Below are 21,063 nucleotides of genomic sequence, written 5' to 3'. Positions count from 1 at the left end.
ACCATTGCCCCCATCGGCGCATCTTTATTCCTGTCGCACCACAAGAATAAGGAACCGTCATGTTCGATATCAGCACGTTCCCCAAAGCCGATGCCGTCCGCCGGGCTGCTCAGTTGAGTCAGGATGACTATCGGCGTATGTACCGCGAATCCATTGAACACCCCAGTACCTTTTGGGCCGAACAGGCCACGCGTTTCCTCGACTGGAGCACGCCGTGGCAGACCGTTCAGCGCTACGACCTGAAAACCGGAGAAGCCGCCTGGTTTATCGGGGGCAAACTGAACGTCAGTTACAACTGCATCGACCGCCACCTGGCAAAGCGCGGCGATCAGACCGCCCTGCTCTGGGAAGGCGACGACCCCGCCGAATCGGCGCAAATCACTTACAAAAAACTCCATCACCACGTCTGCCGACTGGCCAATGTGCTGAAAAGCCGTGGCGTGAAGAAAGGCGATCGGGTGTGCATCTACATGCCGATGATCCCCGAAGCCGCTTACGCCATGCTCGCCTGTTCGCGGATCGGCGCGATCCATTCGGTGGTATTTGGCGGTTTCTCCCCGGACTCCCTGCGAGACCGTATCCTCGATGCCGATTGCCGCACCGTGATCACCGCCGACGAGGGCGTGCGCGGTGGCAAGTTCGTGCCGCTGAAACAGAACGTCGACAAAGCCCTGCAAAGTTGCCCCGACGTCAGCACCGTCGTGGTAGTCGAGCGCAGCCAAGGCAAGGTCGATTGGGTCGAGGGTCGTGACCTCTGGTATCACCAGGCCGTGCGCGAGGTCAGCGACGACTGCCCGCCGGAGCCGATGGACGCCGAAGACCCGCTGTTCATCCTCTACACCTCCGGCAGCACCGGCAAACCCAAAGGCGTGCTGCACACCACCGGCGGCTACCTGCTGCAAGCGGCGATGACCTTCAAGTACGTGCTCGATTACCGCGACGGCGAAGTGTTCTGGTGCACCGCTGACGTCGGCTGGGTCACCGGCCACAGCTACATCGTCTACGGCCCGCTGGCCAACGGTGCGACCACGCTGATGTTCGAAGGCGTGCCGAGCTATCCGAACAGTTCTCGCTTCTGGCAGGTGATTGATAAACACAAGGTCAACATTTTCTACACCGCGCCGACCGCCCTGCGCGCGTTGATGCGCGAAGGCGCCGAGCCATTGAAGGAAACCTCGCGCGCCAGCCTCAGATTACTCGGCAGCGTCGGTGAGCCGATCAACCCGGAAGCGTGGGAATGGTATTTCAACGTCGTCGGAGAACAGCGCTGCCCCATCGTCGATACCTGGTGGCAGACCGAAACCGGCGGCATCATGCTCAGTCCACTGGTCAGCGCCCAGCGAATCAAGCCTGGCTGCGCCACACAACCGATGTTTGGCGTGCAACCGGTGCTGCTCGATGAGCACGGCAAGGAAATCAAAGGCGCCGGCAGCGGCGTGCTGGCGATCAAGTCCAGTTGGCCCGCGCAGATCCGCAGCGTCTATGGCGACCCGCAGCGAATGGTCGACACCTATTTCAAACCCTACCCCGGCTACTACTTCACCGGCGACGGCGCGCGTCGCGATGAGGATGGCGACTACTGGATCACCGGACGCATCGACGACGTGATCAACGTCTCCGGTCATCGCATCGGCACCGCCGAAGTGGAAAGCGCACTGGTGTTGCACGACAGCATCGCCGAAGCCGCCGTGGTCGGTTACCCCCACGACGTCAAAGGTCAGGGCATCTACGCCTTCGTCACGCCCATGAACGGCACCGAACCGAATGACGAACTGAAGAAAGAACTGCTGGCCCACGTCAGCAAGGAAATCGGCAGCTTCGCCAAACCCGATCTGATCCAATGGGCGCCGGCCTTGCCGAAAACCCGTTCAGGCAAGATCATGCGGCGCATCCTGCGCAAGATCGCCTGCAACGAACTCGACAGCCTCGGTGATACCTCGACCCTGGCCGATCCGAGTGTGGTGCAAGGCCTGATCGACAAGCGCCTCAATCAGTAACATCCCGGGCGCGGTCAACCGGTCGCGCCAGGCCTTTCTCACTGAGTGGTCATGGAATTCATCCGCAGCCGTATCGAACAGCAACTCATGAGCCTGACCGGGCTGTCGCTCGGTCAGCTCGACCTGGAAAACCCCAAAGGCGATCCCGGCCTGTTCGGGCCGGACTCGATCAGTTGGCAGGTGCACGGCGACTTCAGCAGCATGTTGATCGGCGGCATCAGCGCGCTGTTGCTGCAAGCGTTGCATCCGTTGGCGCTGGCCGGGGTTTGGGATCATTCGAACTTTCGTGAAGACATGCTCGGGCGCTTGCGACGTACCAGTCAGTTTGTTTCCGGCACTACGTTTGGCTCAAGAAAAGACGCCGACTGGCTGATCGAGAAAGTGCGCACCATTCACTTGCAGGTGGTCGGTACAGCGCCGGATGGCCGGCCTTACGCAGCCAGCGATGCGGATTTGCTGACCTGGGTACATGTGGCGGAAGTGAGTAACTTTCTCGCGGCGCATTTGCGCTATCGCAATCCGCAGTTGTCAGGGGCGGATCAGGATCGTTATTACGCGGAAATCGCCGTGATTGCCGAGCGTCTGGGCGCACGGGATGTACCGAAATCGCGGCAAGCTGTAGCTGATTATCTGCAACGCATGCGCCCGCAGTTACTGTGCGATGAGCGCAGTCGCGAGGTGTTGCGCTTGTTGCTCGACGCACCGGCACCCAGTGTTCTGGCGCGACCGTTTGGCGATCTGATGATGAAGGCCGGTATCGACCTGTTGCCGGACTGGGCCAGCGACATGCTCGACGTCCGCCAGAGTTCGCTGCAACGGCAACTGATTCGCGCCAGCGTCAGACGCAGCGCACCGATGCTGCGCTGGGCGATGCGTAACGGCTCGGTGCAACGGGCCAAACGGCGTATGGGCCTGTTGACCTAAAAAGCTTCGCGAGCAGGCTCGCTCCCACATTTGGAATGCATTCCCATGTGGGAGCGAGCCTGCTCGCGAAGGGCGCAACTCGATTGCCCGCCAAGCTGCTAAACTCCCGCGCCCCAATTCTCACCAGCAAGGCGCCCGCATGTCTTCCTTGAATCAGGCGCTGCGCGCCGCCCTCGATCAACGCCAGGCCTTGCTCGCTGAGTTGCACAGCCAGGGCACCGATTGCTATCGGCTGTTCCACGGCAGCCAGGAAGGCGCCGGCGGCCTGACCATCGACCGCTACGGCCCGCAACTGCTGGTGCAAAGCTTTCACCAGACACTGGAACGCGACGACCTGCTGCAACTGCACGCCATGGTCAATCAGACACTGGGCTTCGAAACCCTGCTGGTCTACAACGATCGTTCCCGTGGCAACTCGCGTATTGATCGCGAGGACAGCGTCTACAAAGCCGATGACGCAGCGCTGGCCGATCTGGTCGGCCACGAATGGGGCCTCAACTACCGGGTGCGCGGCCGCCATGCCGGGCAGGATCCGCTGCTGTTCCTCGATCTGCGCAACACCCGTGGCTGGGTCAAGGATCACTCCCAAGGCAAATCCGTGCTCAACTTGTTCGCCTACACTTGCGGCGTCGGCCTTAGTGCAGCCGCTGGCGGCGCGCGTGAAGTGTGCAACCTGGATTTCGCCGAGGGCAATCTGGCGGTCGGTCGCGAAAACGGTCAGCTCAACCCGCAGTTGCCCGAGATGCAATTCATCCAGTCCGATTACTTTCCGGCCATACGCCAATTAGCCGGTCTGCCGATCAGCCAGCGGCGCGGGCAGAAACTGCCGAGCTATCAGCGCCTCGATCAGCGTCAATTCGATCTGGTCCTGCTCGATCCGCCCGCTTGGGCCAAGAGCGCATTCGGCACCGTCGACTTGCTGCGCGACTATCAAAGCCTGCTCAAGCCAGCCCTGCTGACCACTGCCGACAACGGCGTACTGATCTGCTGCAACAACCTGGCAAAAGTCAGCATGGACGACTGGCGCGAGCAGGTGCTGCGCTGCGCCGAGAAGGCCGGGCGACCGGTGCGAGACTGGCAAGTGATGACCCCGGGCGCCGACTTCCCGTCGCTGGATCAGCAACCGCCGCTGAAAACCCTGATCCTGCAGCTATAAACAACCCTGTGGGAGCTGGCTTGCCAGCGATTGCGGTGGGTCAGTCAACAAAGTTGTCGACTGGTATTCCCTCATCGCTGGCAAGCCAGCTCCCACAGGGGTTCTGTGTTTTGAGACAAATCTGAACAATCCTGCCCCACGCGAGGTACTTCGGAACCAGAATCGCGTGCCATACTCCAAGGCACTCCGATTCAGACAGATGAAGCCGCACATGCCCAAAGGATTGATTCGCGCGATTGGCGCCCTGTTGACTGCTCTGGCCCTCTACAGCCTGCTGGGGTTTCTGATTTTGCCGGGCATCGCTCTGCGCGTGGCCAATCAGCAACTGGCCAACTACGCGACAGTGCCGGCGCATATCCAGCGTATCGAACTCAACCCGTTCAGCCTTGAAGTCACCCTGTGGGGACTGGTGATCGGCGAACCGGGCAAGGAGCAGGTCGGTTTCGATCGCCTGTACGCCGACTTGCAAATCGACAGTCTGTGGACCAAAGCCCTGCATCTGGCGAACATCGAGCTGGACAAACCGAAGACCGAAATTCTTTTCGCCAAAGACGGCAAGCTCAACCTGCTCGGCCTGTTCAATGTGCCGGCCAGCGAGCCGACACCGGCCGACCCGGACGCCAAGCCCTTTCCGCTGCGCATCGACAACATCAAACTGGCCAGCGGCGTCGTGCACTTTGAGGACGTGCGCCCGAGCGAACCGATCGAATTTCTCTACGACGACCTCAGCTTCGAACTGAAAAACCTCAGCACCTTGCCCGAAGACAGCGCCGACATGACTCTGGTCGCCATCGGCCCGGCCGGTGGGCGAATCGACTGGAGCGGTAATTTCAGCCTGATCCCGTTCACCTCCGAAGGCACCCTGAAAGTCACCGACGGCAAGATGAAAGCCTTCTGGCCCTACGTGCGTGACTCGGTGCCATTGGTGCTCGAAGACGGCGTGATCAGCCTCAGCACCGACTACAAACTCAATCTGTCGAAAGAAACCGAACTGCTGCTGAACAACGTCGCCGTGAGCATCGCGCCATTCGCCATCAAGGCGCCGGACGGGCGGCCACTGGCGAAACTCGAGCGTCTCGACGTCAGCGAAACCTCGGTCGATCTGGCCAAACAGCAAGTCGTGGTCGGCAAGATCCGCAGCAACAAACTGGAAACCTGGGCGGCGCTCGAAGCCGATGGCCAACTGGACTGGCAGAAACTGTTTGCCAGCCAGCCATCGAAACCCGCCGCCAAAGCCGCCGCCGAACCTGCAAGCACGCCGGCCGCCGCAGACTCGCCGAAGCCGGATTCCACTGCGCCGAGCAAGCCATGGCAAGTGCTGCTCAAAGACGTGCAATTGCGCAACTACACTGTGCACCTTGCCGACCGCTCGGCCACACCAGCCGTCGCCCTGGATATCACCCCGCTCAATGTCGATCTGCAGGATTTCGACAGCCTCAACGGCTCGCCCTTCAAGCTCAAGCTCGACAGCGGCGTGGGCAAGCAAGGCAAGATCACGGCCGACGGCACCGTCAATCTCGCCCCGGTCAACGCCCAGCTCAACGTGAAAACCCAGGACATCGACCTGCGTGTCGCACAGTCCTACATCAATCCGTTCATCCGCCTGGAACTGCGCAGCGGCATGCTCGGTAGCGATCTGAAGGTCAACCTCAAGAGCACCGAACCGCTGGCCCTCAACGTCACCGGCCGCGCGCAGATCGATCAACTGCACACCCTCGACACCCTGAAAACCCGCGACTTCCTCAAGTGGCAGCAAGTGGTAGTGGAAGGCCTGAACTATCAGCACGGCGACAGCCTGTCGATCGACAGGATCAACCTGTTCCAGCCGTATGCGCGGTTCATGATCAACGACGATCGCACCACCAACATCGATGACCTGCTGATCCCGCAGCCCGCCGACAGCGGCACCAAAACCACCGCGGCGAAACCGGCCAGCAACGAAAAACCGCTGGGCATTCACATTGGGGGCATCGCCATCAACGATGGTTCGGCGAACTTCGCCGACTTCAGCCTGACACCGAACTTCGCCACCGCCGTGCAACAACTCAACGGCCAGATCGGCACCATAGACAGCCGTCAGGCGAAACCGGCCAGCGTCGACATCAAAGGCAAGGTCGACCGCTATGCACCGGTGACCATCAAGGGTGCGGTCAATCCGTTCGACCCGATGGCCAGCCTCGACATCGCCACCAGTTTCAAACGCGTCGAGCTGACCACGCTGACGCCCTACTCCGGCAAATTCGCCGGTTACCGCATCCGCAAGGGCCGGCTCAACCTCGACCTGCATTACCTGATCACCAAGGGCCAGCTCAAAGCCGAGAACAAAGTGGTGGTCGAGCAATTGCAGCTCGGCGAAAAAGTCGACAGCCCGGATGCCGTGAGCCTGCCGCTGAAACTGGCGATTGCCCTGCTCAAGGACGTCGACGGCAAGATCTCCATCGAGTTGCCGGTGACCGGCGACCTGAATAACCCGCAATTCAGCGTGATGCCAATTGTCTGGCAAACCCTGCGCAACCTGATCGTCAAAGCCGCTGCCGCGCCGTTCAAAATGATTGGTGGGCTGATCAGTGGTGGCGGTTCGCAAGACCTTGGCACCGTATCGTTCGCGCCGGGTTCCAGCGAGTTGAGCAAGGATGCCGAAGCCGCGCTGATCAAACTGTCTCAGGCACTCAAAGAACGCCCGGCTCTGCGTCTTGAAATCGAAGGCACTGCCGCGCAGAGCAGCGATGGTCCATTGCTCGCCGAGCAACGTCTGGAGCGTGAATACCAGTACAACTACTACAAGATGCTCCAGCGTCGCGGCGATAAAGTCCCGGCGCAGGCGTCATTGCTGCAAGTGCCGGACAGCGAAAAAGGTCCACTGCTCGAAGGCATTTACCGCACCCGTCTGAAAACCCAGCCACCGGCAGAATGGAAGGATCTGGGCAAGGAAGAACGCACGGCGAAGATGCGCGAAGGCGTGATCAAGTTCTGGAGTGGCAGCGACGTGCTGTTGCGCCAGTTGGGTCAGGACCGTGCCAGCAGCATCAAGGATTATCTGGTTGATAAAGGCCAACTGGCAGACGACCGCGTGTACTTCATCGACGCCAATCTCGGTGAAGCCGAGAGCGATGGCCGCGTGGTGACGCAAATGCATCTGGATGCCGAATGATGAAACTGCAGTGGCTGGCCTTGATCGCAATGACCTTCGCGGCCAGCCACGCCTGGGCGTCCGATACCTTGCGTTGCGGCAGCCAGTTGATCAGCCTTGGCGACCGCTCAAGCGAAGTCCTGCAAAAGTGCGGCGAACCGGTCAGCCGTGATGTGCTGGGTTACAAGCGCAGCGCCAACCGCCGGGAAGAGTTTCAGGTCGAGGAATGGGCCTACGGCCCGAACAACGGCATGTATCAATACTTGCGCTTCGAAGGCAATCGCCTGCGGCAGATCACCAGCAAACGCGGCAACTGAAAAAGCAAAAGATCGCAGCCTTCGGCAGCTCCTACAGGGAAATGCATTCCAGATTGTAGGAGCTGCCGAAGGCTGCGATCTTTTGCTTCTAAAAATAGAACAGGCCCCGACACAAGTGGCGGGGCCTGTAATGGTCACATCCGTGTGACCGTTCGCATGAACTCTAAAGTTGCGGCAGACGTATTGCTCGGCCCGTCTGTCGCGTCTTCTCCCGGTCCAGGCGAGAAGTCATGCCTTACTCGGCTTTCAGGCCGTCAGCGGAGACCGCTTTAACGCCTTTGATTTTCTTGGCGATCGCAACAGCAACGTCTTTCTGCGATTCAGTTACAGCAGTAGTCGACGACAGCGATACAACGCCTTTGTTGGTTTCTACTTTGATGTCAGTACCTGGAATGCCTTTTTCGGTGACCAGGTCAGCTTTGACTTTGGTAGTGATCCAAGTGTCGGAAGTAGCTTCTTTAGCCTGGGTGACTTCACCGGCAGCCAGAGTCATAGGAGCCTGGGTAGCCTGAGTGGATTGTGCAAATGCACCGGAAGCCATGGTCAGGGTCAGCGCGGTAGCAGCAGCGGCAGTGATAGCGAACTTCTTCATACGAGTAACTCCTGTTTTTCTGGAAAGTCTGCTGGTTGTCTTGTCAGCAGGGTTACCAAGGTAGTTGCGAACGCTGTGCCAACTTTTTAGACCGAACAATATTCTTAAAAATCAATAACTTACTGATATCACCAATTTCCGGAATCATGCAATTTGCATGAACCGGCCAATGTTCGCATGCAAGTTGCGGTTTTTTGGAAAGTTCCTAAGACGCTGAAATTATTGAAGCTTTTGAGAAGTGTGGACAAATAAAAATGCCCCGCATCGCGGGGCATTTGGCAGTCCATCAACCACTCAGGTACCGCTGGCAGTACAGCCTTTTGGCGAATAGTCCGGTGCAACGGTCGTACCGCAAGTCCATACGCCCGCACCGGTTCCGGAGGAACGAGTGAGCGTGATGGTTTTATCCAGCACCGGGCCTGGCGCGTTTTTAATGGTGCAGACAATTGTCCCGGCACCCGTGGACGCGGTACCCGACGCAGTGACAGCGCAATTGGAGGTCGTGACAGTCGCAGCACCCGCAACAAGTGTCAGTGTCGGATCTGTGCCCTGATTGATGGTGTCCTCGAACGGCACTTTCAACGCACTGATTTCAGCGAGCCCCGCCGTCACCTTCGACCGCGCCTGATACTTGGAATATTGCGGCAAGGCGATGGTCGCCAGAATCCCGATGATCGCCACCACGATCAGCAACTCGATCAGGGTAAAACCTTGTTGTTTTTTCATAGACACGCTCCATGCATGAGTCGAATTCTCATGATCTGAAAGGGACGCAGCATAGGCCATGCCAATGCCTTCAAGACCTCGCTCATTGGGCGCGAAGCGCTTGCAACGCTATTTCCTACAACCTGCAACCGCACTATCTGACACTTTTTGTCACCTGCACCCGCCGCGTTTGGCGCTGTCACTTGACTAGGCTATAAGTCATGAACGGCAAGCGCGCGGACTCCCCATGAATGACATCGCTCTGAGCGGTCTGGCCAAGCAATTGGTGCAGGCCGAACTGCTCACGGAAAAAGGCGCTCAGCAAGCCTGGCAACAGGCTCAGCGCAATCGTCTGTCGCTGGTCAGCTATCTGGTGCAGAACAAACTGGTCAAAAGCTCACAGGTCGCCGAGATCGCCTCCGAGCATTTCGGCATGGCCTTGCTTGATCTCAATTGCCTGGACAAGGAAACCCAGCCTAAAGGCCTGGTCAGCGAAAAACTCGTGCGCCAGCATCACGCCCTGCCCTTGTGGCGGCGTGGCAACAAGCTGTTCGTGGGCATTTCCGACCCGAGCAACCATCAAGCAATCAACGACATTCAATTCAGCACCGGGCTGAGCACCGAAGCCATTCTGGTCGAGGACGACAAACTTACCGATGCCATCGAGAAATTCTTCGACACCCACACCAGTGGTCTCGAGGACATGGCCGATGTCGATCTCGACGGGGTCGATGTCGAATCCATCGACGACAGCAAACAGGACGCCGTCGGCGGCTTCGACGCCGACGATGCGCCGGTAGTGCGCTTCGTGCACAAGATGCTGCTCGACGCGATCAAGAGTGGTTCTTCCGACTTGCACTTCGAGCCTTACGAAAAGAATTACCGGGTGCGGGTGCGCACCGACGGCATTCTGCGCGAGGTTGCCAAGCCACCGATTCAACTGGCCGGGCGCATCGCCGCGCGCCTGAAAGTCATGGCCAGCCTGGATATTTCGGAACGACGCAAACCCCAGGACGGGCGAATCAAGATGCGCCTGTCGAAAAGCAAGTCGATCGACTTCCGGGTCAACACCCTGCCGACCCTGTGGGGCGAAAAAGTGGTGATCCGGATCCTCGACCCGTCCAGTGCGCAGATCGGTATCGATGCCCTCGGCTATGAGCCCGAGCAGAAAGACTTGTACATGGCCGCGCTCAAGCAGCCACAAGGGATGATTCTGGTCACCGGCCCCACCGGTTCGGGGAAAACCGTGTCGCTGTACACTGGCCTGAACATCCTCAACACCGTCGACATCAACATCTCCACCGCCGAAGACCCGGTGGAGATCAACATGGAAGGCATCAACCAGGTCAACGTCAATCCCAAACAAGGGCTCGACTTTGCCCAGGCACTGCGCTCGTTTCTGCGTCAGGACCCGGACGTGATCATGGTCGGCGAGATCCGCGATCTGGAAACCGCCGAGATCGCGATCAAAGCCGCGCAGACCGGCCACCTGGTGCTCTCGACCCTGCACACCAACAGTGCCGCGGAAACCCTGACCCGCCTGCACAACATGGGCATTCCCGGCTTCAACATCGCCACCTCGGTCAGCCTGATCATCGCCCAGCGCCTGGCGCGCAAACTGTGCAGCCACTGCAAAAAAGCCATCGAGATCCCGCGCGAAACCTTGCTCAAGGAAGGTTTCCCCGAGGAACGCATCGGCCATTTCACGATCTACGAGCCGGTCGGTTGCGATCACTGCAACGGCGGTTACAAGGGACGCGTGGGGATTTATGAAGTGGTGAAAAACACACCGGAGCTGCAACGCTTGATCATGGCCGAAGGCAATTCGCTGGAAATCGATTTGCAGATGCGCCGCGACGGCTTCGACGACCTGCGCACCTCCGGGCTGCACAAGGCCATGCAAGGCATCACCAGCCTTGAAGAAATCAACCGGGTCACCAAGGACTGAACATGGCGGTCAAGGCAGCGAAAATCAGTATCTACGCTTGGGAAGGTACGGACAGAAAAGGCAGCAAAGTCACCGGTGAGTTGAGCGGACAGAACCCGGCACTGATCAAGGCACAACTGCGCAAACAGGGGATCAATCCCGGCAAGGTGCGCAAGAAGTCCACGTCATTGCTGAGCTTTGGCAAACGCATCAAGGCCCGGGACATCGCCCTGTTCACCCGGCAGATGGCGACCATGATGAAAGCTGGTGTGCCGCTGCTGCAGTCGTTCGACATCATCGGTGAAGGATTTGAAAATCCGGCCATGCGCAAGCTGGTGGACGAAGTGAAACAGGAGGTCGCGGCCGGTAACAGCTTCGCCGCAGCCCTGCGCAAGAAACCGCAGTATTTCGACGAGTTGTACTGCAACCTGGTCGATGCCGGCGAGCAGTCCGGCGCCCTCGACACCCTGCTCGAACGCGTCGCGACCTACAAGGAAAAAAGCGAAAGCCTCAAAGCCAAGATCAAGAAAGCCATGACCTACCCCACCGCTGTGGTGCTGGTGGCGGCCGTGGTAACCGGGATCCTGCTGGTCAAAGTGGTGCCACAGTTTCAGTCAGTGTTTTCCGGTTTCGGCGCCGAACTGCCGGCGTTCACCCTGATGGTGATCAGCCTGTCGGAATTCATGCAGCAATGGTGGTGGGCGATTCTCGCTGCACTGGTCGCGGCGATTTTTGGCACTCGCCATGCTCTGAAAACCTCCCAGGCCTTGCGCGATCGCAAAGACACCTGGCTGCTGAAACTGCCCTTGGTGGGCACGCTGATGTACAAGTCTGCGGTGGCGCGATTCGCCCGAACCTTGTCGACCACGTTTGCCGCCGGTGTGCCGCTGGTGGAAGCCCTCGACTCAGTGGCCGGCGCCACCGGCAACGTGGTCTTCAAGCGAGCCGTGCTGCGTATTCGCCAGGACGTGTCCACCGGTATGCAGCTGAATTTCTCGATGCGCAGCACCGGGGTCTTTCCCAGCATGGCCGTGCAAATGACCGCGATTGGCGAAGAGTCCGGCGCACTCGATGACATGCTCGACAAGGTTGCCGGCTTTTACGAGGAAGAAGTGGATAACATGGTCGACAACCTCACCAGCCTCATGGAGCCGTTCATCATGGTCGTGCTGGGGGTGATCGTCGGCGGGCTGGTGGTGGCCATGTACCTGCCGATCTTCCAACTCGGCTCAGCGATCTGACATGCCTATCGACGAACTGTTTGCCGTGTATCCGCTGACGTTTGTCGGCACCGCCCTGCTGCTCGGTCTGGTGGTCGGCAGTTTCCTTAACGTGCTGATCTGGCGTCTGCCGAAAATGCTCGAACGCGATTGGCGCCAGCAGGCCCACGACGTGCTCGGTTTGCCCGGCGAAACGCCGCAACCCACCTACAACCTGATGCTGCCGCACTCCGAATGCCCACATTGCGCCCACCGGATTCGCCCGTGGGAGAACGTTCCCCTGCTCAGTTATCTGTGGCTGCGCGGGCGTTGTTCAGCGTGCGCCGCGCCGATCAGCAAGCGTTATCCGTTGACCGAGCTGGCCTGTGGACTGCTCTCGGCTTTCATCGCCTGGCACTTGGGTTTCGGTTGGCCGGCGTGTCTGCTGATCGTCCTCACCTGGGGTCTGCTGGCGATGAGCCTGATCGACACCGAACATCAACTGCTGCCCGATGTGCTGGTGCTGCCGTTGCTGTGGCTGGGGTTGATCGTCAACAGTTTCGGCCTGTTCGTGTCGTTGAACGATGCGCTGTGGGGCGCGGTGGCCGGTTACCTGGCGCTGTGGTCGGTGTTCTGGCTGTTCAAACTGCTGACCGGCAAGGACGGCATCGGTCACGGTGATTTCAAGCTATTGGCACTGCTCGGCGCCTGGGGCGGCTGGCAGATTCTGCCGCTGACGATTCTGTTGTCATCACTGGTGGGCGCCATTATCGGGGTGGTTTTACTGCGCTTGCGCAATGAAAAAACCTCCACGCCGATCCCCTTCGGCCCCTACCTGGCAATTGCTGGCTGGATTGCCTTGCTCTGGGGTGGTCAAATAACCGGCTTCTATTGGCAGTTTGTCGGTTTGAAATGAATACCCCTGTGGAAAAACCCTGGATTCTCGGCCTCACCGGCGGCATTGGCAGCGGCAAAAGCGCAGCGGCTCAGCACTTCATTGATCTGGGTGTCCACGTGGTGGATGCCGATCACGCGGCACGCTGGGTGGTTGAGCCGGGGCGTCCGGCGCTGGCAAAGATTGCCGAACACTTCGGCCCTGGCGTGCTGCAGGCCGATGGCACGCTGGACCGCGCCGCCCTGCGCAAACTGATCTTCGAAGTGCCGGAGCAACGTCGCTGGCTCGAAGCGCTGCTGCATCCGTTGATCGCCGAAGAAATCGCTCATCATCTGGCGCTGGCAAAATCGCCTTACGCGATTCTGGTGTCGCCGTTGTTGATCGAATCCGGGCAATACGCGATGACCCAGCGCATTCTGGTGATCGACGCTCCGCAACAATTGCAGATCGAACGCACCTTGCAGCGTGACCAGACCAGCGAGCAGCAGGTTCAGGCGATCCTCAAGGCTCAGTCGAGCCGCGAAGACCGTGTGAGCCGCGCCGACGACGTGGTGGTCAATGACCGCGACCTCGCCTGGCTGCACAGCGAGGTCGAACGCCTGCATCACTTTTACCTGACTTTATCCGGAGGCCAAGCATGAGCCAGATCCCAACCGTTGACTGTCCGACCTGCGGCGCCCCCGTAGAATTCACCCCCGAAAACAAGTTTCGGCCGTTCTGCTCCGATCGCTGCAAACTGATCGACCTCGGCGCCTGGGCGTCGGAAGAACACAAGATTCCGGTCGCTCCGGATGCCGAGGACGAATTGTTTTCCGGCGACTTCGATCCGCGCCACTGATCCCGATCAGGGGCGCATAAAGCCGTAGTCCTGTTCGTCGTCGAGGTTTTCTGCCAGAAAGCGCAACTCGTCGGCCAGGTCTTCGGCGTTGCGCACGGCCTTGCTCTGTTGCACCACGGCACTGAGCAAGGCGCGCAAACTCAATCCCGGGTCGAAACCGACTTCCTGCGCCATTTCCAGACTCTGCCGGGTTTCCTGCCTGGCCCACTCGTAAACACTCATGCCGCTGCTCCTGAAGGGATTTGCGCGAGCATGAAATTTCCCGCGCGGGGCGGGTTTGATGTGGATCAAGACTTCGGATCGTCGTCCTTCCAGGGCGCCGAAAGGTAGCGCGTGCGGTTGAAGGTCTCCAGCCATTCCGGGCTGAATACCACCAGCGCACTGACGATCATGCCGTTGATGAACGCCTCGGGAAAAATGATCAGCCACAGGTAACCGATGAAGTCCTCCAGCCATTCCGGCATGGCGAAGAGGCCGTCGTACCACAGCAGCGTCAGGCTCAGGATCAGGCACAACAAGGCCGACAACGCGGCAGCAAAAAATCCGCAACAGAAGATGTACACGAACGGATTGCGCGGCTGCGCACGCTCGACGGCGATCGCCACGCACTCGGTGACCAGCACCGGCAGCAAAATGAACAAGGCGCCATTGACCCCCATCGCCGCGAGATCCTGACGCCCGAGCAACACCAGGCCGATTTGCGCCACCAGCCCGCCAACGATCGCCAGCGGCCAGTCCAGCAACAGCGTTACCGCCGTCATGCCGAGGAAGTGATACGACACGCCCGTGTCGAAATCCCTGCGCATCAACCACAACAGAAACAACGCGAACACGGTGCCGAACAGCAGATGCTGACGCCGGCTGTCGCTGAACAACTCGACCCACGGCGCCCGCACGATCGCCCAGAGCAGCACCGGCAGATAAATCAGCCAGCCCAGCAGCAGACTTTCATTTGCCAGCACCTCGACGCCGATCATGGGCGCGCCTTCTCCAGTGCCTCGCGCAGGTCGCTCGCGTTGGCGTACTCACGTTGCGAGAGCAATCGACCGTCCTTGAGTTGCAACCACAACACCTGACCTTCCGCGCCGGGGTAGCGCGACGCAACCCGCCCCTCTCGATCAAGCATGACCCGGTAGTGATAGTCGCGCATGGCCGGTACGGCAAACATTTTGGCAATCAGCGCCGGCATGCGCTGGATATCGGCAACAAACACCGCGTGACGGGCCTCCAGATAGCCCTTGGGCTGATCCTTCAACGCTTCCTTGATCAGCTTGGCGCCGTCCATATCCCGCGCCACCAGCAGCGTGGTGGTGCTGTTGTCGAGGGTGAAGGACTGGTCATACTGATCGAGCAGCGTCCAGGGAGCCAGACGCTCACCGGTTTCGAGTGCATGGGCAAACAACGGAAAAACAGCAAACAGCAGCAGCCAGCGAAATTTCACGATGAGTCCTCACGGTTTGGGCAAATGATCGATTTCCATGAGTCTACACCGCCCTTCTCCACTGCCCACTGATGCACTTTGCCGCGTAACGCTTTCAGCTTGTCGCATTTGGACGCTAAGCTTGGGCTTATGGATGACTCAGATTATTTACGCCTGCTGACCATCGCGGCCGAGCAGGCCAACGCCTTTCTGTCCAATGCCCGCAAATGGGAGCGTGAGCGTTGGGTTTGCCAGCGCCTGCTGCAAGGCCTGAACATTCCCTACCGCGCCGACGAGTTCGCGCCGGCCGGCGAACCGCCGGACGTACTGTTTCGCGATGCCAATTTCGAGGTGTTCTTCGTGCTCGACGAGGGGCGCCGGCTCAACGACGAATGGCGTGACGAATTACAGCGACGACGCAGCGCCTTTTCCCTCAGCCAACTGGTGCGCCGCGAGGCCAAACCCAAACGTATCCCGGCCAACGAATTCCTGCTGCGATTGGCGCCGACCTTGCGCAAGAAAGCGCACAACTACAAAGAACGCGGTATGGATCTGGGCGAACTGGACATCATCGCCTTCGCCAGCCTCAAACGAGAAGTACTGGACTTGAACAGCCATTTTCCACCACCTACCGAATATTTGCGTCAGGGCTGGCGCTCGCTGTCACTGGTCGGCCCGACCTTCGCCCGCGTGCTTTTCGCCCACCCGGATGCACCGGACTTCCTGCGCAGCAACCTCGGTCGCAGCATTGTCTTTGATGTGGGAATCAGCCTGTGACGCCACTTCAGCAATTGATCGCCGATGTGCCGCAGTCTGGGCGTGTGCGCTGGATCGGCGTACGCCCCGATTCGCGCGGGCCGATGATCGAACTCGATGCCGTGGAGGCGCGGCTGGAAGCGGGATTGACTGGCGACCACGCGCGCCCCGGTGTGCGTAACGCGCGGCAGGTGACCCTGATTCAGTGGGAACATCTGGCGGTGATCAGCGCGTTGATGGGTCGCCCTGATGATCAACCGGTCAAGCCTGAAGATCTGCGGCGCAATCTGGTTATCAGCGGTATCAATTTGTTTAGTCTCAAGGGTCGGCGCTTTCGCATCGGTCAGGCAATATTCGAAACCACGGGCTGGTGTCAGCCCTGCGCACGCCTGCAAAACAACCTTGGCCCCGGCACTTTTCAAGCGGTGCGCGGGCATGGCGGAATTACCGCACGGGTGTTACAAAGCGGAATCATTCGCCTCGAAGACCGGGTCAGCGTCGAGCCGGTTCCGGACAGCGGCTATGCTGCGTTCAACCCCGGATAAAAACCGCTGTAGCTTCTGCCCATTCAGCAACGTCTACCTGACGAGGCAAATATGACCAGCCGCCTGAACCCCGAAGACCAGAAACATGTCGAAGAGTACCTGCAACTGTCCCAACACCGAGTCGAGCGCCGGCCTTTCCGGCCGTGGATGCTCCTCGTGATGGTGCTGGCAGTGACCATTGGTCTGGGCTTGTTGAGCCGATTTATCAGTTACCTGACGCTATGAGCAGCTTGGCGCTCGCTTGGGTAACCGCACCGATTTCCTTTAAAAACCTTGCGAGTTATCCCCATGTCCCATCGTATTGTTATTGTCGGCGGCGGCGCCGGCGGTCTGGAGTTGGCTACCCGTCTGGGTAAGACTCTGGGCAAGCGCGGCACGGCCAGCGTGATGCTGGTCGACGCCAACCTGACGCACATCTGGAAGCCTCTGCTGCACGAAGTGGCCGCCGGATCGCTGAACTCTTCCGAAGACGAACTCAACTATGTTGCCCAGGCAAAATGGAACCACTTCGAGTTCCAGCTGGGGCGCATGAGCGGGCTTGATCGCGCACAGAAGAAAATCCAGCTGGCCGCCACCTACGACGAAAACGGCGTAGAACTGGTGCCGGCGCGTGAAGTGCAGTACGACTCGCTGGTGATCAGCGTCGGCAGCACCACTAACGATTTCGGCACGCAGGGCGCGGCGCAGCACTGCCTGTTTCTCGACACCCGCAAACAGGCTGAGCGCTTCCATCAGCAACTGCTTAATCACTATCTGCGTGCACACGCCGGGCAAACCGATGTGGTCGAGCAGATCAGCGTGGCCATCGTCGGCGCTGGCGCCACGGGCGTCGAACTGGCAGCAGAGCTGCACAACGCCGCCCATGAACTGGCGGCCTATGGTCTGGACCGGATCAAACCGGAAAACATGCACATCACCCTGATCGAAGCCGGGCCACGGGTGTTACCTGCCCTGCCGGAGCGCATCAGCGGGCCGGTGCACAAGACCCTGGAAAAGCTCGGGGTCAATGTGATGACCAACGCTGCGGTCAGCGAAGTGACCGCCGACAGTCTGATCACCGCCGATGGCAACGAGATCAGGGCCAGTCTGAAGGTCTGGGCAGCGGGTATTCGGGCACCGGGTTTTCTCAAGGACATCGATGGCCTGGAAACCAACCGCATCAATCAACTGCAAGTGTTGCCGACGCTGCAAACCACGCGCGATGAAAACATCTTCGCCTTCGGCGATTGCGCCGCGTGCCCGCAACCGGGTACCGATCGCAACGTGCCGCCACGGGCGCAAGCGGCGCACCAACAGGCCTCGTTGCTGGCCAAATCGCTGAAATTGCGCATCGAAGGCAAGACCCTGCCGGAGTACAAGTACACCGACTACGGCTCGCTGATCTCGCTGTCGCGTTTTTCGGCTGTGGGTAACTTGATGGGTAACCTGACCGGCAGCGTGATGCTTGAAGGCTGGCTGGCGCGGATGTTTTACGTGTCGCTGTACCGCATGCACCAGATGGCGCTGTACGGGCCGTTCCGCACGGCGATGCTGATGCTGGGTAGCAAGATTGGCCGTGGCACTGAACCGCGTTTGAAACTGCACTAAAAAAACCTGTGGGAGCGAGCCTGCTCGCGAATGCGTTCTGCAGTCAATGTTAATGCGACTGACCCGACGCTTTCGCGAGCAGGCTCGCTCCCACAATGTTTTGTGTTGATGGAGATATCTGTTTCGTACTGTATCCCCGCCCCGCATTTCCCACCTTCGCTTACAAACTCCCCGCCTGGCGACACAGTCGCGATACACCGCCACCGCTTAATGGCCGCACCCGAGCGCACCTGCTCAGGCTTTTGTCCTTAACGTGTGGTTGCGTTGTGCAGCCAGGAGAATGTAAATGTCCCGTACTTCGACCCTCGGTAAACAATCCATTGGCCTGATTGGCGCAGCCCTGGCTGGCGGCCTGATGCTGTCCGGCTCGGTATTCGCCGCTCAGCCACTGGCGCAGGGCTACATGGTTGCCTCGGCGGAAACCTCGGTGAAAGCGCCAGAAGGCAAATGCGGTGAAGGCAAATGTGGCGACGCCTCGATGGCCAAGACCGACAGCGATGGTGACGGCAAGGTCTCACGCGCCGAATTCCTCAAAGTCGCGCCGAAGTCCGACTTTGACAAGATCGACATCAACCATGACGGCTTCATCGACGAGCAAGAGGCCTACAACAACGTGAAGGCCAACTTTGAAGCCAACGGCAAGAAAATGCCGAAAGGCCTCTTCGAGCACCTGAAAGACCAAGACGGCGCCTGATCGGCAGAAAAAAGCCGCGCTTCTCAATGTGAGAAGCGCGGCTTTTTTATATGTGGTTGTTTACAGCTGAAAGCGCCGCACCATGCCCTGCAAGGCGTTGGCCAGTTGCGACAATTCGTGGCTGGAAGCACTGGTCTGGTCAGCGCCTGCGGCAGAGCGTACTGACAAATCACGAATGTTCACCAGATTGCGGTCTACTTCCCGCGCAACTTGCGCTTGTTCTTCCGCAGCGCTGGCAATGACCAGGTTGCGCTCATGGATCTCATGCACCGATGCGGTAATGGTTTGCAGCGCCTCACCGGCGCGCTCAGCCAGCGCCAGCGTGGTCGTCGCCCGCGCCGTGCTGGCCTGCATCGAGTCCAGCGCCAGGCTCGAACCGCTGCGCATACCCTGAACCATCTGCTCGATCTCCTGCGTCGATTGCTGCGTGCGATAGGCCAGCGCCCGCACTTCATCAGCGACCACAGCAAAGCCTCGCCCGCTCTCACCGGCCCGCGCCGCTTCAATTGCCGCGTTGAGCGCCAGCAGGTTGGTCTGCTCGGCAATCGCCCGAATCACGTCGAGCACTTTGCCGATGTCCTGCGATTGGTTGGCCAGTGATTGCACCAGCTCGCCAGTCTGTTGCACATCGCTGGCCAGGGCGTTGATAGCGGTGGCGGTCTCACTGACGCGCACCTGCCCCAGATGCGCCGACTCACTGGACTGACGGGTCGCGTCAGATGTCGACACCGCATTGCGTGCGACCTCTTCCACTGCGGCCGTCATCTGATTAACAGCCGTCGCGGCCTGTTCGATCTCGTTGTTCTGTTGTTGCAGCCCCTGCGTACTGTCGAGTGTCACTGCATTGAGTTCATCGGCAGCGGTCGCCAGTTGCGTGGCCGAGCCGCTGATGCCCTGCAGCGTTTCGCGCAGGTTTTGCTGCATGGTCGCCAAGGCTTTGAGCAAACGACTGACTTCATCGTTGCCCTGGGTTTCGATCGGCCGGGTCAGATCGCCCTGCGCGACACTTTCTGCTGCGCTCACGGCGCTGCTCAGCGGCCGGACGATACTGCGAGTGAGCATCATCGCCAGTGCCACGGTGGCCAGTGCGGCCAAGGCAATAAACAAACTGACAATCGTGCGCGAATTTTCGTAGTGCGCAGCGGACTTCTGGCTTTCGTCGGCGACCTGTCTGGCGAACAGGTCCGCCAGGTCGTTGAGTTGTTTGCCGGAGCCATCGACGACGGTTTTCATGTCGACCAGTAACAACCGGGTCAGCTCGTCACGCTTGCCTTGCTCAGCGAGGGCGAAGGATTGAGCGATGCCGCTGCGATACGCGGCGAAGGTCTTTTTGAATTGGTCGTATAGCTGCTGGCCTTCCGGAGTCTCGACCAGTTTGTCGTAGGCGGCGATCTTCTCGCTCAGCTCCTTGTCGCGGGTGTCCATCTGGCTGCGGTAGGTGGCGATATTATTCGCATCCTGATCCAGCGCCATGCGCAATGAGATGGTGCGGATGCGCAGCATGATCTCGCGAATCTCGTCACCGCCACGAATGCTCGGCAGCCACTGATTTTCTACCGCGACTTCACTGTCGCGAATACTCGACATCTGCCCCAGCGCAAACACGCCGAGCAATGCCACCAGCACCGCGATCAGGGCGAACCCCAGGGCCGCCCGGGGAGCAATATTCAACTGACGAAGCAACATGACGAACGCCCTTATTTTTGTATTGGCCAGATTCAAGGGGCGAAAGCCATGGCAGTCCCCTCGTGTTAGCGGGCTATCGGCCAGTTGTACGATGACTTGAAGGGAATTGTCTTTTCGCAGGACAAAAAAAATCCCCGTATCTTTCGATACGAGGATTTTTAATATGGTCGGGGTAAGGGGATTCGAACTCCTGACATCCTGCTCCCAAAGCAGGCGCGCTACCGGACTGCGCTATACCCCGGTAAAAAAAAGGCGACCTTTCAAAGATCGCCTTCTTCGATCAGCGCTTTTGGCCTCTGATCTTAAGATTCGATCCCAGCGCAAACTGGTTTCAAAAATGGTGGGTCGTGTGGGATTCGAACCTACGACCAATTGGTTAAAAGCCAACTGCTCTACCAACTGAGCTAACGACCCAAAAATGGTCGGGGTAAGGGGATTCGAACTCCTGACATCCTGCTCCCAAAGCAGGCGCGCTACCGGACTGCGCTATACCCCGGTTTGAAATTGGCTCCGTGACCAGGACTCGAACCTGGGACCCAATGATTAACAGTCATTTGCTCTACCGACTGAGCTATCACGGAACTACACATTTCAATTTACAACTGTGAAACCTGAAGCTTCTCGACACCGTTTTCGCATCGCTGCGTTCGTGTGTCTGAGGCGCGCTATTCTACAACCTAGAACACCTCTGTCAA

21 protein-coding genes, 4 tRNA genes and 1 pseudogene are annotated in these 21,063 nt (G+C 59.2%); 15 read left to right on the top strand and 11 right to left on the bottom strand.

Annotated elements, in window-relative coordinates; translation table 11 throughout:
* Positions 1-59 precede the first annotated feature (59 nt).
* The 5 genes from acs to QZR14_RS08710 all read left to right on the top strand — a co-directional run bounded on the left by acs (position 60) and on the right by QZR14_RS08710 (position 7,524).
* Complete coding sequence (acs, locus tag QZR14_RS08730; protein ID WP_311996336.1) at positions 60-1,997, top strand: acetate--CoA ligase; 1,938 nt, start codon at positions 60-62, stop codon at positions 1,995-1,997.
* A 51-nt stretch (positions 1,998-2,048) separates the two neighbouring features.
* Complete coding sequence (locus tag QZR14_RS08725; protein ID WP_311996335.1) at positions 2,049-2,921, top strand: oxygenase MpaB family protein; 873 nt, start codon at positions 2,049-2,051, stop codon at positions 2,919-2,921.
* Between the two features lie 139 nt (positions 2,922-3,060).
* Positions 3,061-4,077: a class I SAM-dependent rRNA methyltransferase gene (locus tag QZR14_RS08720; RefSeq protein ID WP_311996334.1), complete on the top strand. Its 1,017-nt coding sequence runs from the start codon at positions 3,061-3,063 to the stop codon at positions 4,075-4,077.
* 199 nt (positions 4,078-4,276) lie between these two features.
* Positions 4,277-7,228: a DUF748 domain-containing protein gene (locus QZR14_RS08715; protein ID WP_311996333.1), complete on the top strand. Its 2,952-nt coding sequence runs from the start codon at positions 4,277-4,279 to the stop codon at positions 7,226-7,228.
* Positions 7,228-7,524 (top strand): DUF2845 domain-containing protein, encoded by a 297-nt coding sequence (locus tag QZR14_RS08710; RefSeq protein WP_311996332.1) that lies wholly within the window; start codon positions 7,228-7,230, stop codon positions 7,522-7,524. Before QZR14_RS08715 ends, QZR14_RS08710 begins: the two co-directional genes overlap by 1 nt.
* Positions 7,525-7,759: 235 nt before the next feature.
* On the opposite strand, the gene QZR14_RS08705 is transcribed toward QZR14_RS08710, so the two are convergent.
* Together QZR14_RS08705 and QZR14_RS08700 are read right to left on the bottom strand one after the other, a co-directional pair.
* The gene (locus tag QZR14_RS08705; protein WP_047600285.1) at positions 7,760-8,116 is read right to left on the bottom strand and encodes a BON domain-containing protein; all 357 of its coding nucleotides are present in this window, start codon (positions 8,114-8,116) and stop codon (positions 7,760-7,762) included.
* A 294-nt stretch (positions 8,117-8,410) separates the two neighbouring features.
* Positions 8,411-8,842 carry a pilin gene (locus QZR14_RS08700; RefSeq protein WP_250607137.1) on the bottom strand — a complete coding sequence of 144 codons (432 nt, stop codon included), beginning with the start codon at positions 8,840-8,842 and terminating at the stop codon, positions 8,411-8,413.
* A gap of 226 nt (positions 8,843-9,068) precedes the next feature.
* Between QZR14_RS08700 and pilB the strand changes: the two genes are divergently transcribed.
* Genes pilB through yacG form a run of 5 tightly spaced genes read left to right on the top strand, consistent with a single transcriptional unit; the run spans position 9,069 to position 13,680 of the window.
* Positions 9,069-10,769 carry a type IV-A pilus assembly ATPase PilB gene (gene pilB, locus QZR14_RS08695; protein ID WP_250607138.1) on the top strand — a complete coding sequence of 567 codons (1,701 nt, stop codon included), beginning with the start codon at positions 9,069-9,071 and terminating at the stop codon, positions 10,767-10,769.
* A gap of 2 nt (positions 10,770-10,771) precedes the next feature.
* On the top strand, positions 10,772-11,989 hold the full coding sequence (locus QZR14_RS08690) for a type II secretion system F family protein (protein ID WP_311996331.1): 1,218 nt from the start codon (positions 10,772-10,774) through the stop codon (positions 11,987-11,989).
* Position 11,990: 1 nt separating this feature from the next.
* On the top strand, positions 11,991-12,863 hold the full coding sequence (locus QZR14_RS08685; protein WP_250607140.1) for a prepilin peptidase: 873 nt from the start codon (positions 11,991-11,993) through the stop codon (positions 12,861-12,863).
* Positions 12,860-13,483 (top strand): dephospho-CoA kinase, encoded by a 624-nt coding sequence (gene coaE, locus QZR14_RS08680; protein WP_038369046.1) that lies wholly within the window; start codon positions 12,860-12,862, stop codon positions 13,481-13,483. Before QZR14_RS08685 ends, coaE begins: the two co-directional genes overlap by 4 nt.
* Positions 13,480-13,680, top strand: coding sequence for a DNA gyrase inhibitor YacG (yacG, locus tag QZR14_RS08675; RefSeq protein ID WP_123464066.1), 201 nt, complete (start codon positions 13,480-13,482; stop codon positions 13,678-13,680). Before coaE ends, yacG begins: the two co-directional genes overlap by 4 nt.
* A gap of 6 nt (positions 13,681-13,686) precedes the next feature.
* On the opposite strand, the gene QZR14_RS08670 is transcribed toward yacG, so the two are convergent.
* From QZR14_RS08670 to QZR14_RS08660, 3 genes are all read right to left on the bottom strand, one after another.
* Positions 13,687-13,902: a hypothetical protein gene (locus QZR14_RS08670; protein ID WP_208939726.1), complete on the bottom strand. Its 216-nt coding sequence runs from the start codon at positions 13,900-13,902 to the stop codon at positions 13,687-13,689.
* A 65-nt stretch (positions 13,903-13,967) separates the two neighbouring features.
* Positions 13,968-14,657 carry an energy-coupling factor ABC transporter permease gene (locus tag QZR14_RS08665; protein WP_311996330.1) on the bottom strand — a complete coding sequence of 230 codons (690 nt, stop codon included), beginning with the start codon at positions 14,655-14,657 and terminating at the stop codon, positions 13,968-13,970.
* Positions 14,654-15,121 (bottom strand): FAD/FMN-containing dehydrogenase, encoded by a 468-nt coding sequence (locus QZR14_RS08660; protein WP_311996329.1) that lies wholly within the window; start codon positions 15,119-15,121, stop codon positions 14,654-14,656. The genes QZR14_RS08665 and QZR14_RS08660 overlap by 4 nt, the downstream gene beginning before the upstream one ends.
* A 129-nt stretch (positions 15,122-15,250) precedes the next feature.
* Here QZR14_RS08660 and QZR14_RS08655 point away from each other — a divergent pair, with 129 nt between their 5' ends.
* The 5 genes from QZR14_RS08655 to QZR14_RS08635 all read left to right on the top strand — a co-directional run bounded on the left by QZR14_RS08655 (position 15,251) and on the right by QZR14_RS08635 (position 18,682).
* Entirely contained in the window at positions 15,251-15,877 is a 627-nt protein-coding gene (locus QZR14_RS08655; protein ID WP_007909887.1) for a DUF1780 domain-containing protein, read from the top strand.
* A complete protein-coding gene (locus tag QZR14_RS08650; protein WP_311996328.1) occupies positions 15,874-16,401 on the top strand; it encodes an MOSC domain-containing protein in 528 nt (175 codons plus the stop codon). The genes QZR14_RS08655 and QZR14_RS08650 overlap by 4 nt, the downstream gene beginning before the upstream one ends.
* A 51-nt stretch (positions 16,402-16,452) precedes the next feature.
* Entirely contained in the window at positions 16,453-16,626 is a 174-nt protein-coding gene (locus QZR14_RS08645; protein ID WP_250607144.1) for a DUF3094 domain-containing protein, read from the top strand.
* A gap of 63 nt (positions 16,627-16,689) precedes the next feature.
* The gene (locus QZR14_RS08640) at positions 16,690-17,988 is read left to right on the top strand and encodes an NAD(P)/FAD-dependent oxidoreductase (RefSeq protein ID WP_311996327.1); all 1,299 of its coding nucleotides are present in this window, start codon (positions 16,690-16,692) and stop codon (positions 17,986-17,988) included.
* Between the two features lie 286 nt (positions 17,989-18,274).
* A complete protein-coding gene (locus tag QZR14_RS08635) occupies positions 18,275-18,682 on the top strand; it encodes an HvfA family oxazolone/thioamide-modified RiPP metallophore (RefSeq protein WP_311996326.1) in 408 nt (135 codons plus the stop codon).
* 60 nt (positions 18,683-18,742) lie between these two features.
* Here the strand turns inward: QZR14_RS08635 and QZR14_RS28025 are convergent, their stop codons facing one another.
* From QZR14_RS28025 to QZR14_RS08610, 6 genes and pseudogenes are all read right to left on the bottom strand, one after another.
* A complete protein-coding gene (locus QZR14_RS28025) occupies positions 18,743-19,606 on the bottom strand; it encodes a methyl-accepting chemotaxis protein (protein ID WP_371044025.1) in 864 nt (287 codons plus the stop codon).
* A pseudogene (locus QZR14_RS28020) lies at positions 19,598-20,368 on the bottom strand (MCP four helix bundle domain-containing protein); the annotation flags it as partial. The pseudogene QZR14_RS28020 and the gene QZR14_RS28025, both read right to left, overlap by 9 nt.
* 164 nt (positions 20,369-20,532) lie before the next feature.
* Positions 20,533-20,609: transfer RNA gene (locus tag QZR14_RS08625), tRNA-Pro, on the bottom strand.
* A 97-nt stretch (positions 20,610-20,706) separates the two neighbouring features.
* Positions 20,707-20,782: transfer RNA gene (locus QZR14_RS08620), tRNA-Lys, on the bottom strand.
* 5 nt (positions 20,783-20,787) lie between these two features.
* Positions 20,788-20,864: transfer RNA gene (locus QZR14_RS08615), tRNA-Pro, on the bottom strand.
* Positions 20,865-20,873: 9 nt separating this feature from the next.
* Positions 20,874-20,949, bottom strand: a tRNA-Asn gene (locus tag QZR14_RS08610).
* Positions 20,950-21,063 lie beyond the last annotated feature (114 nt).

The organism is Pseudomonas sp. rhizo66, assembly GCF_031931925.1.
In the GTDB taxonomy this organism is placed as follows: domain Bacteria; phylum Pseudomonadota; class Gammaproteobacteria; order Pseudomonadales; family Pseudomonadaceae; genus Aquipseudomonas.
This window is presented reverse-complemented; position numbering and strand designations above follow the sequence as displayed.

Coding starts and splice junctions, on each gene's coding strand:
- QZR14_RS08645 (WP_250607144.1), top strand. CDS start 16,453: ATGACCAGCCGCCTGAACCCCGAAGACCAGAAACATGTCGAAGAGTAC.
- pilB (WP_250607138.1), top strand. CDS start 9,069: ATGAATGACATCGCTCTGAGCGGTCTGGCCAAGCAATTGGTGCAGGCC.
- QZR14_RS08665 (WP_311996330.1), bottom strand. CDS start 14,657: ATGATCGGCGTCGAGGTGCTGGCAAATGAAAGTCTGCTGCTGGGCTGG.
- QZR14_RS08725 (WP_311996335.1), top strand. CDS start 2,049: ATGGAATTCATCCGCAGCCGTATCGAACAGCAACTCATGAGCCTGACC.
- coaE (WP_038369046.1), top strand. CDS start 12,860: ATGAATACCCCTGTGGAAAAACCCTGGATTCTCGGCCTCACCGGCGGC.
- QZR14_RS08655 (WP_007909887.1), top strand. CDS start 15,251: ATGGATGACTCAGATTATTTACGCCTGCTGACCATCGCGGCCGAGCAG.
- QZR14_RS08670 (WP_208939726.1), bottom strand. CDS start 13,902: ATGAGTGTTTACGAGTGGGCCAGGCAGGAAACCCGGCAGAGTCTGGAA.
- QZR14_RS08720 (WP_311996334.1), top strand. CDS start 3,061: ATGTCTTCCTTGAATCAGGCGCTGCGCGCCGCCCTCGATCAACGCCAG.
- QZR14_RS08715 (WP_311996333.1), top strand. CDS start 4,277: ATGAAGCCGCACATGCCCAAAGGATTGATTCGCGCGATTGGCGCCCTG.
- QZR14_RS08690 (WP_311996331.1), top strand. CDS start 10,772: ATGGCGGTCAAGGCAGCGAAAATCAGTATCTACGCTTGGGAAGGTACG.
- QZR14_RS28025 (WP_371044025.1), bottom strand. CDS start 19,606: ATGCAGCAAAACCTGCGCGAAACGCTGCAGGGCATCAGCGGCTCGGCC.
- QZR14_RS08705 (WP_047600285.1), bottom strand. CDS start 8,116: ATGAAGAAGTTCGCTATCACTGCCGCTGCTGCTACCGCGCTGACCCTG.
- yacG (WP_123464066.1), top strand. CDS start 13,480: ATGAGCCAGATCCCAACCGTTGACTGTCCGACCTGCGGCGCCCCCGTA.
- QZR14_RS08700 (WP_250607137.1), bottom strand. CDS start 8,842: ATGAAAAAACAACAAGGTTTTACCCTGATCGAGTTGCTGATCGTGGTG.
- QZR14_RS08710 (WP_311996332.1), top strand. CDS start 7,228: ATGAAACTGCAGTGGCTGGCCTTGATCGCAATGACCTTCGCGGCCAGC.
- QZR14_RS08640 (WP_311996327.1), top strand. CDS start 16,690: ATGTCCCATCGTATTGTTATTGTCGGCGGCGGCGCCGGCGGTCTGGAG.
- acs (WP_311996336.1), top strand. CDS start 60: ATGTTCGATATCAGCACGTTCCCCAAAGCCGATGCCGTCCGCCGGGCT.
- QZR14_RS08635 (WP_311996326.1), top strand. CDS start 18,275: ATGTCCCGTACTTCGACCCTCGGTAAACAATCCATTGGCCTGATTGGC.
- QZR14_RS08685 (WP_250607140.1), top strand. CDS start 11,991: ATGCCTATCGACGAACTGTTTGCCGTGTATCCGCTGACGTTTGTCGGC.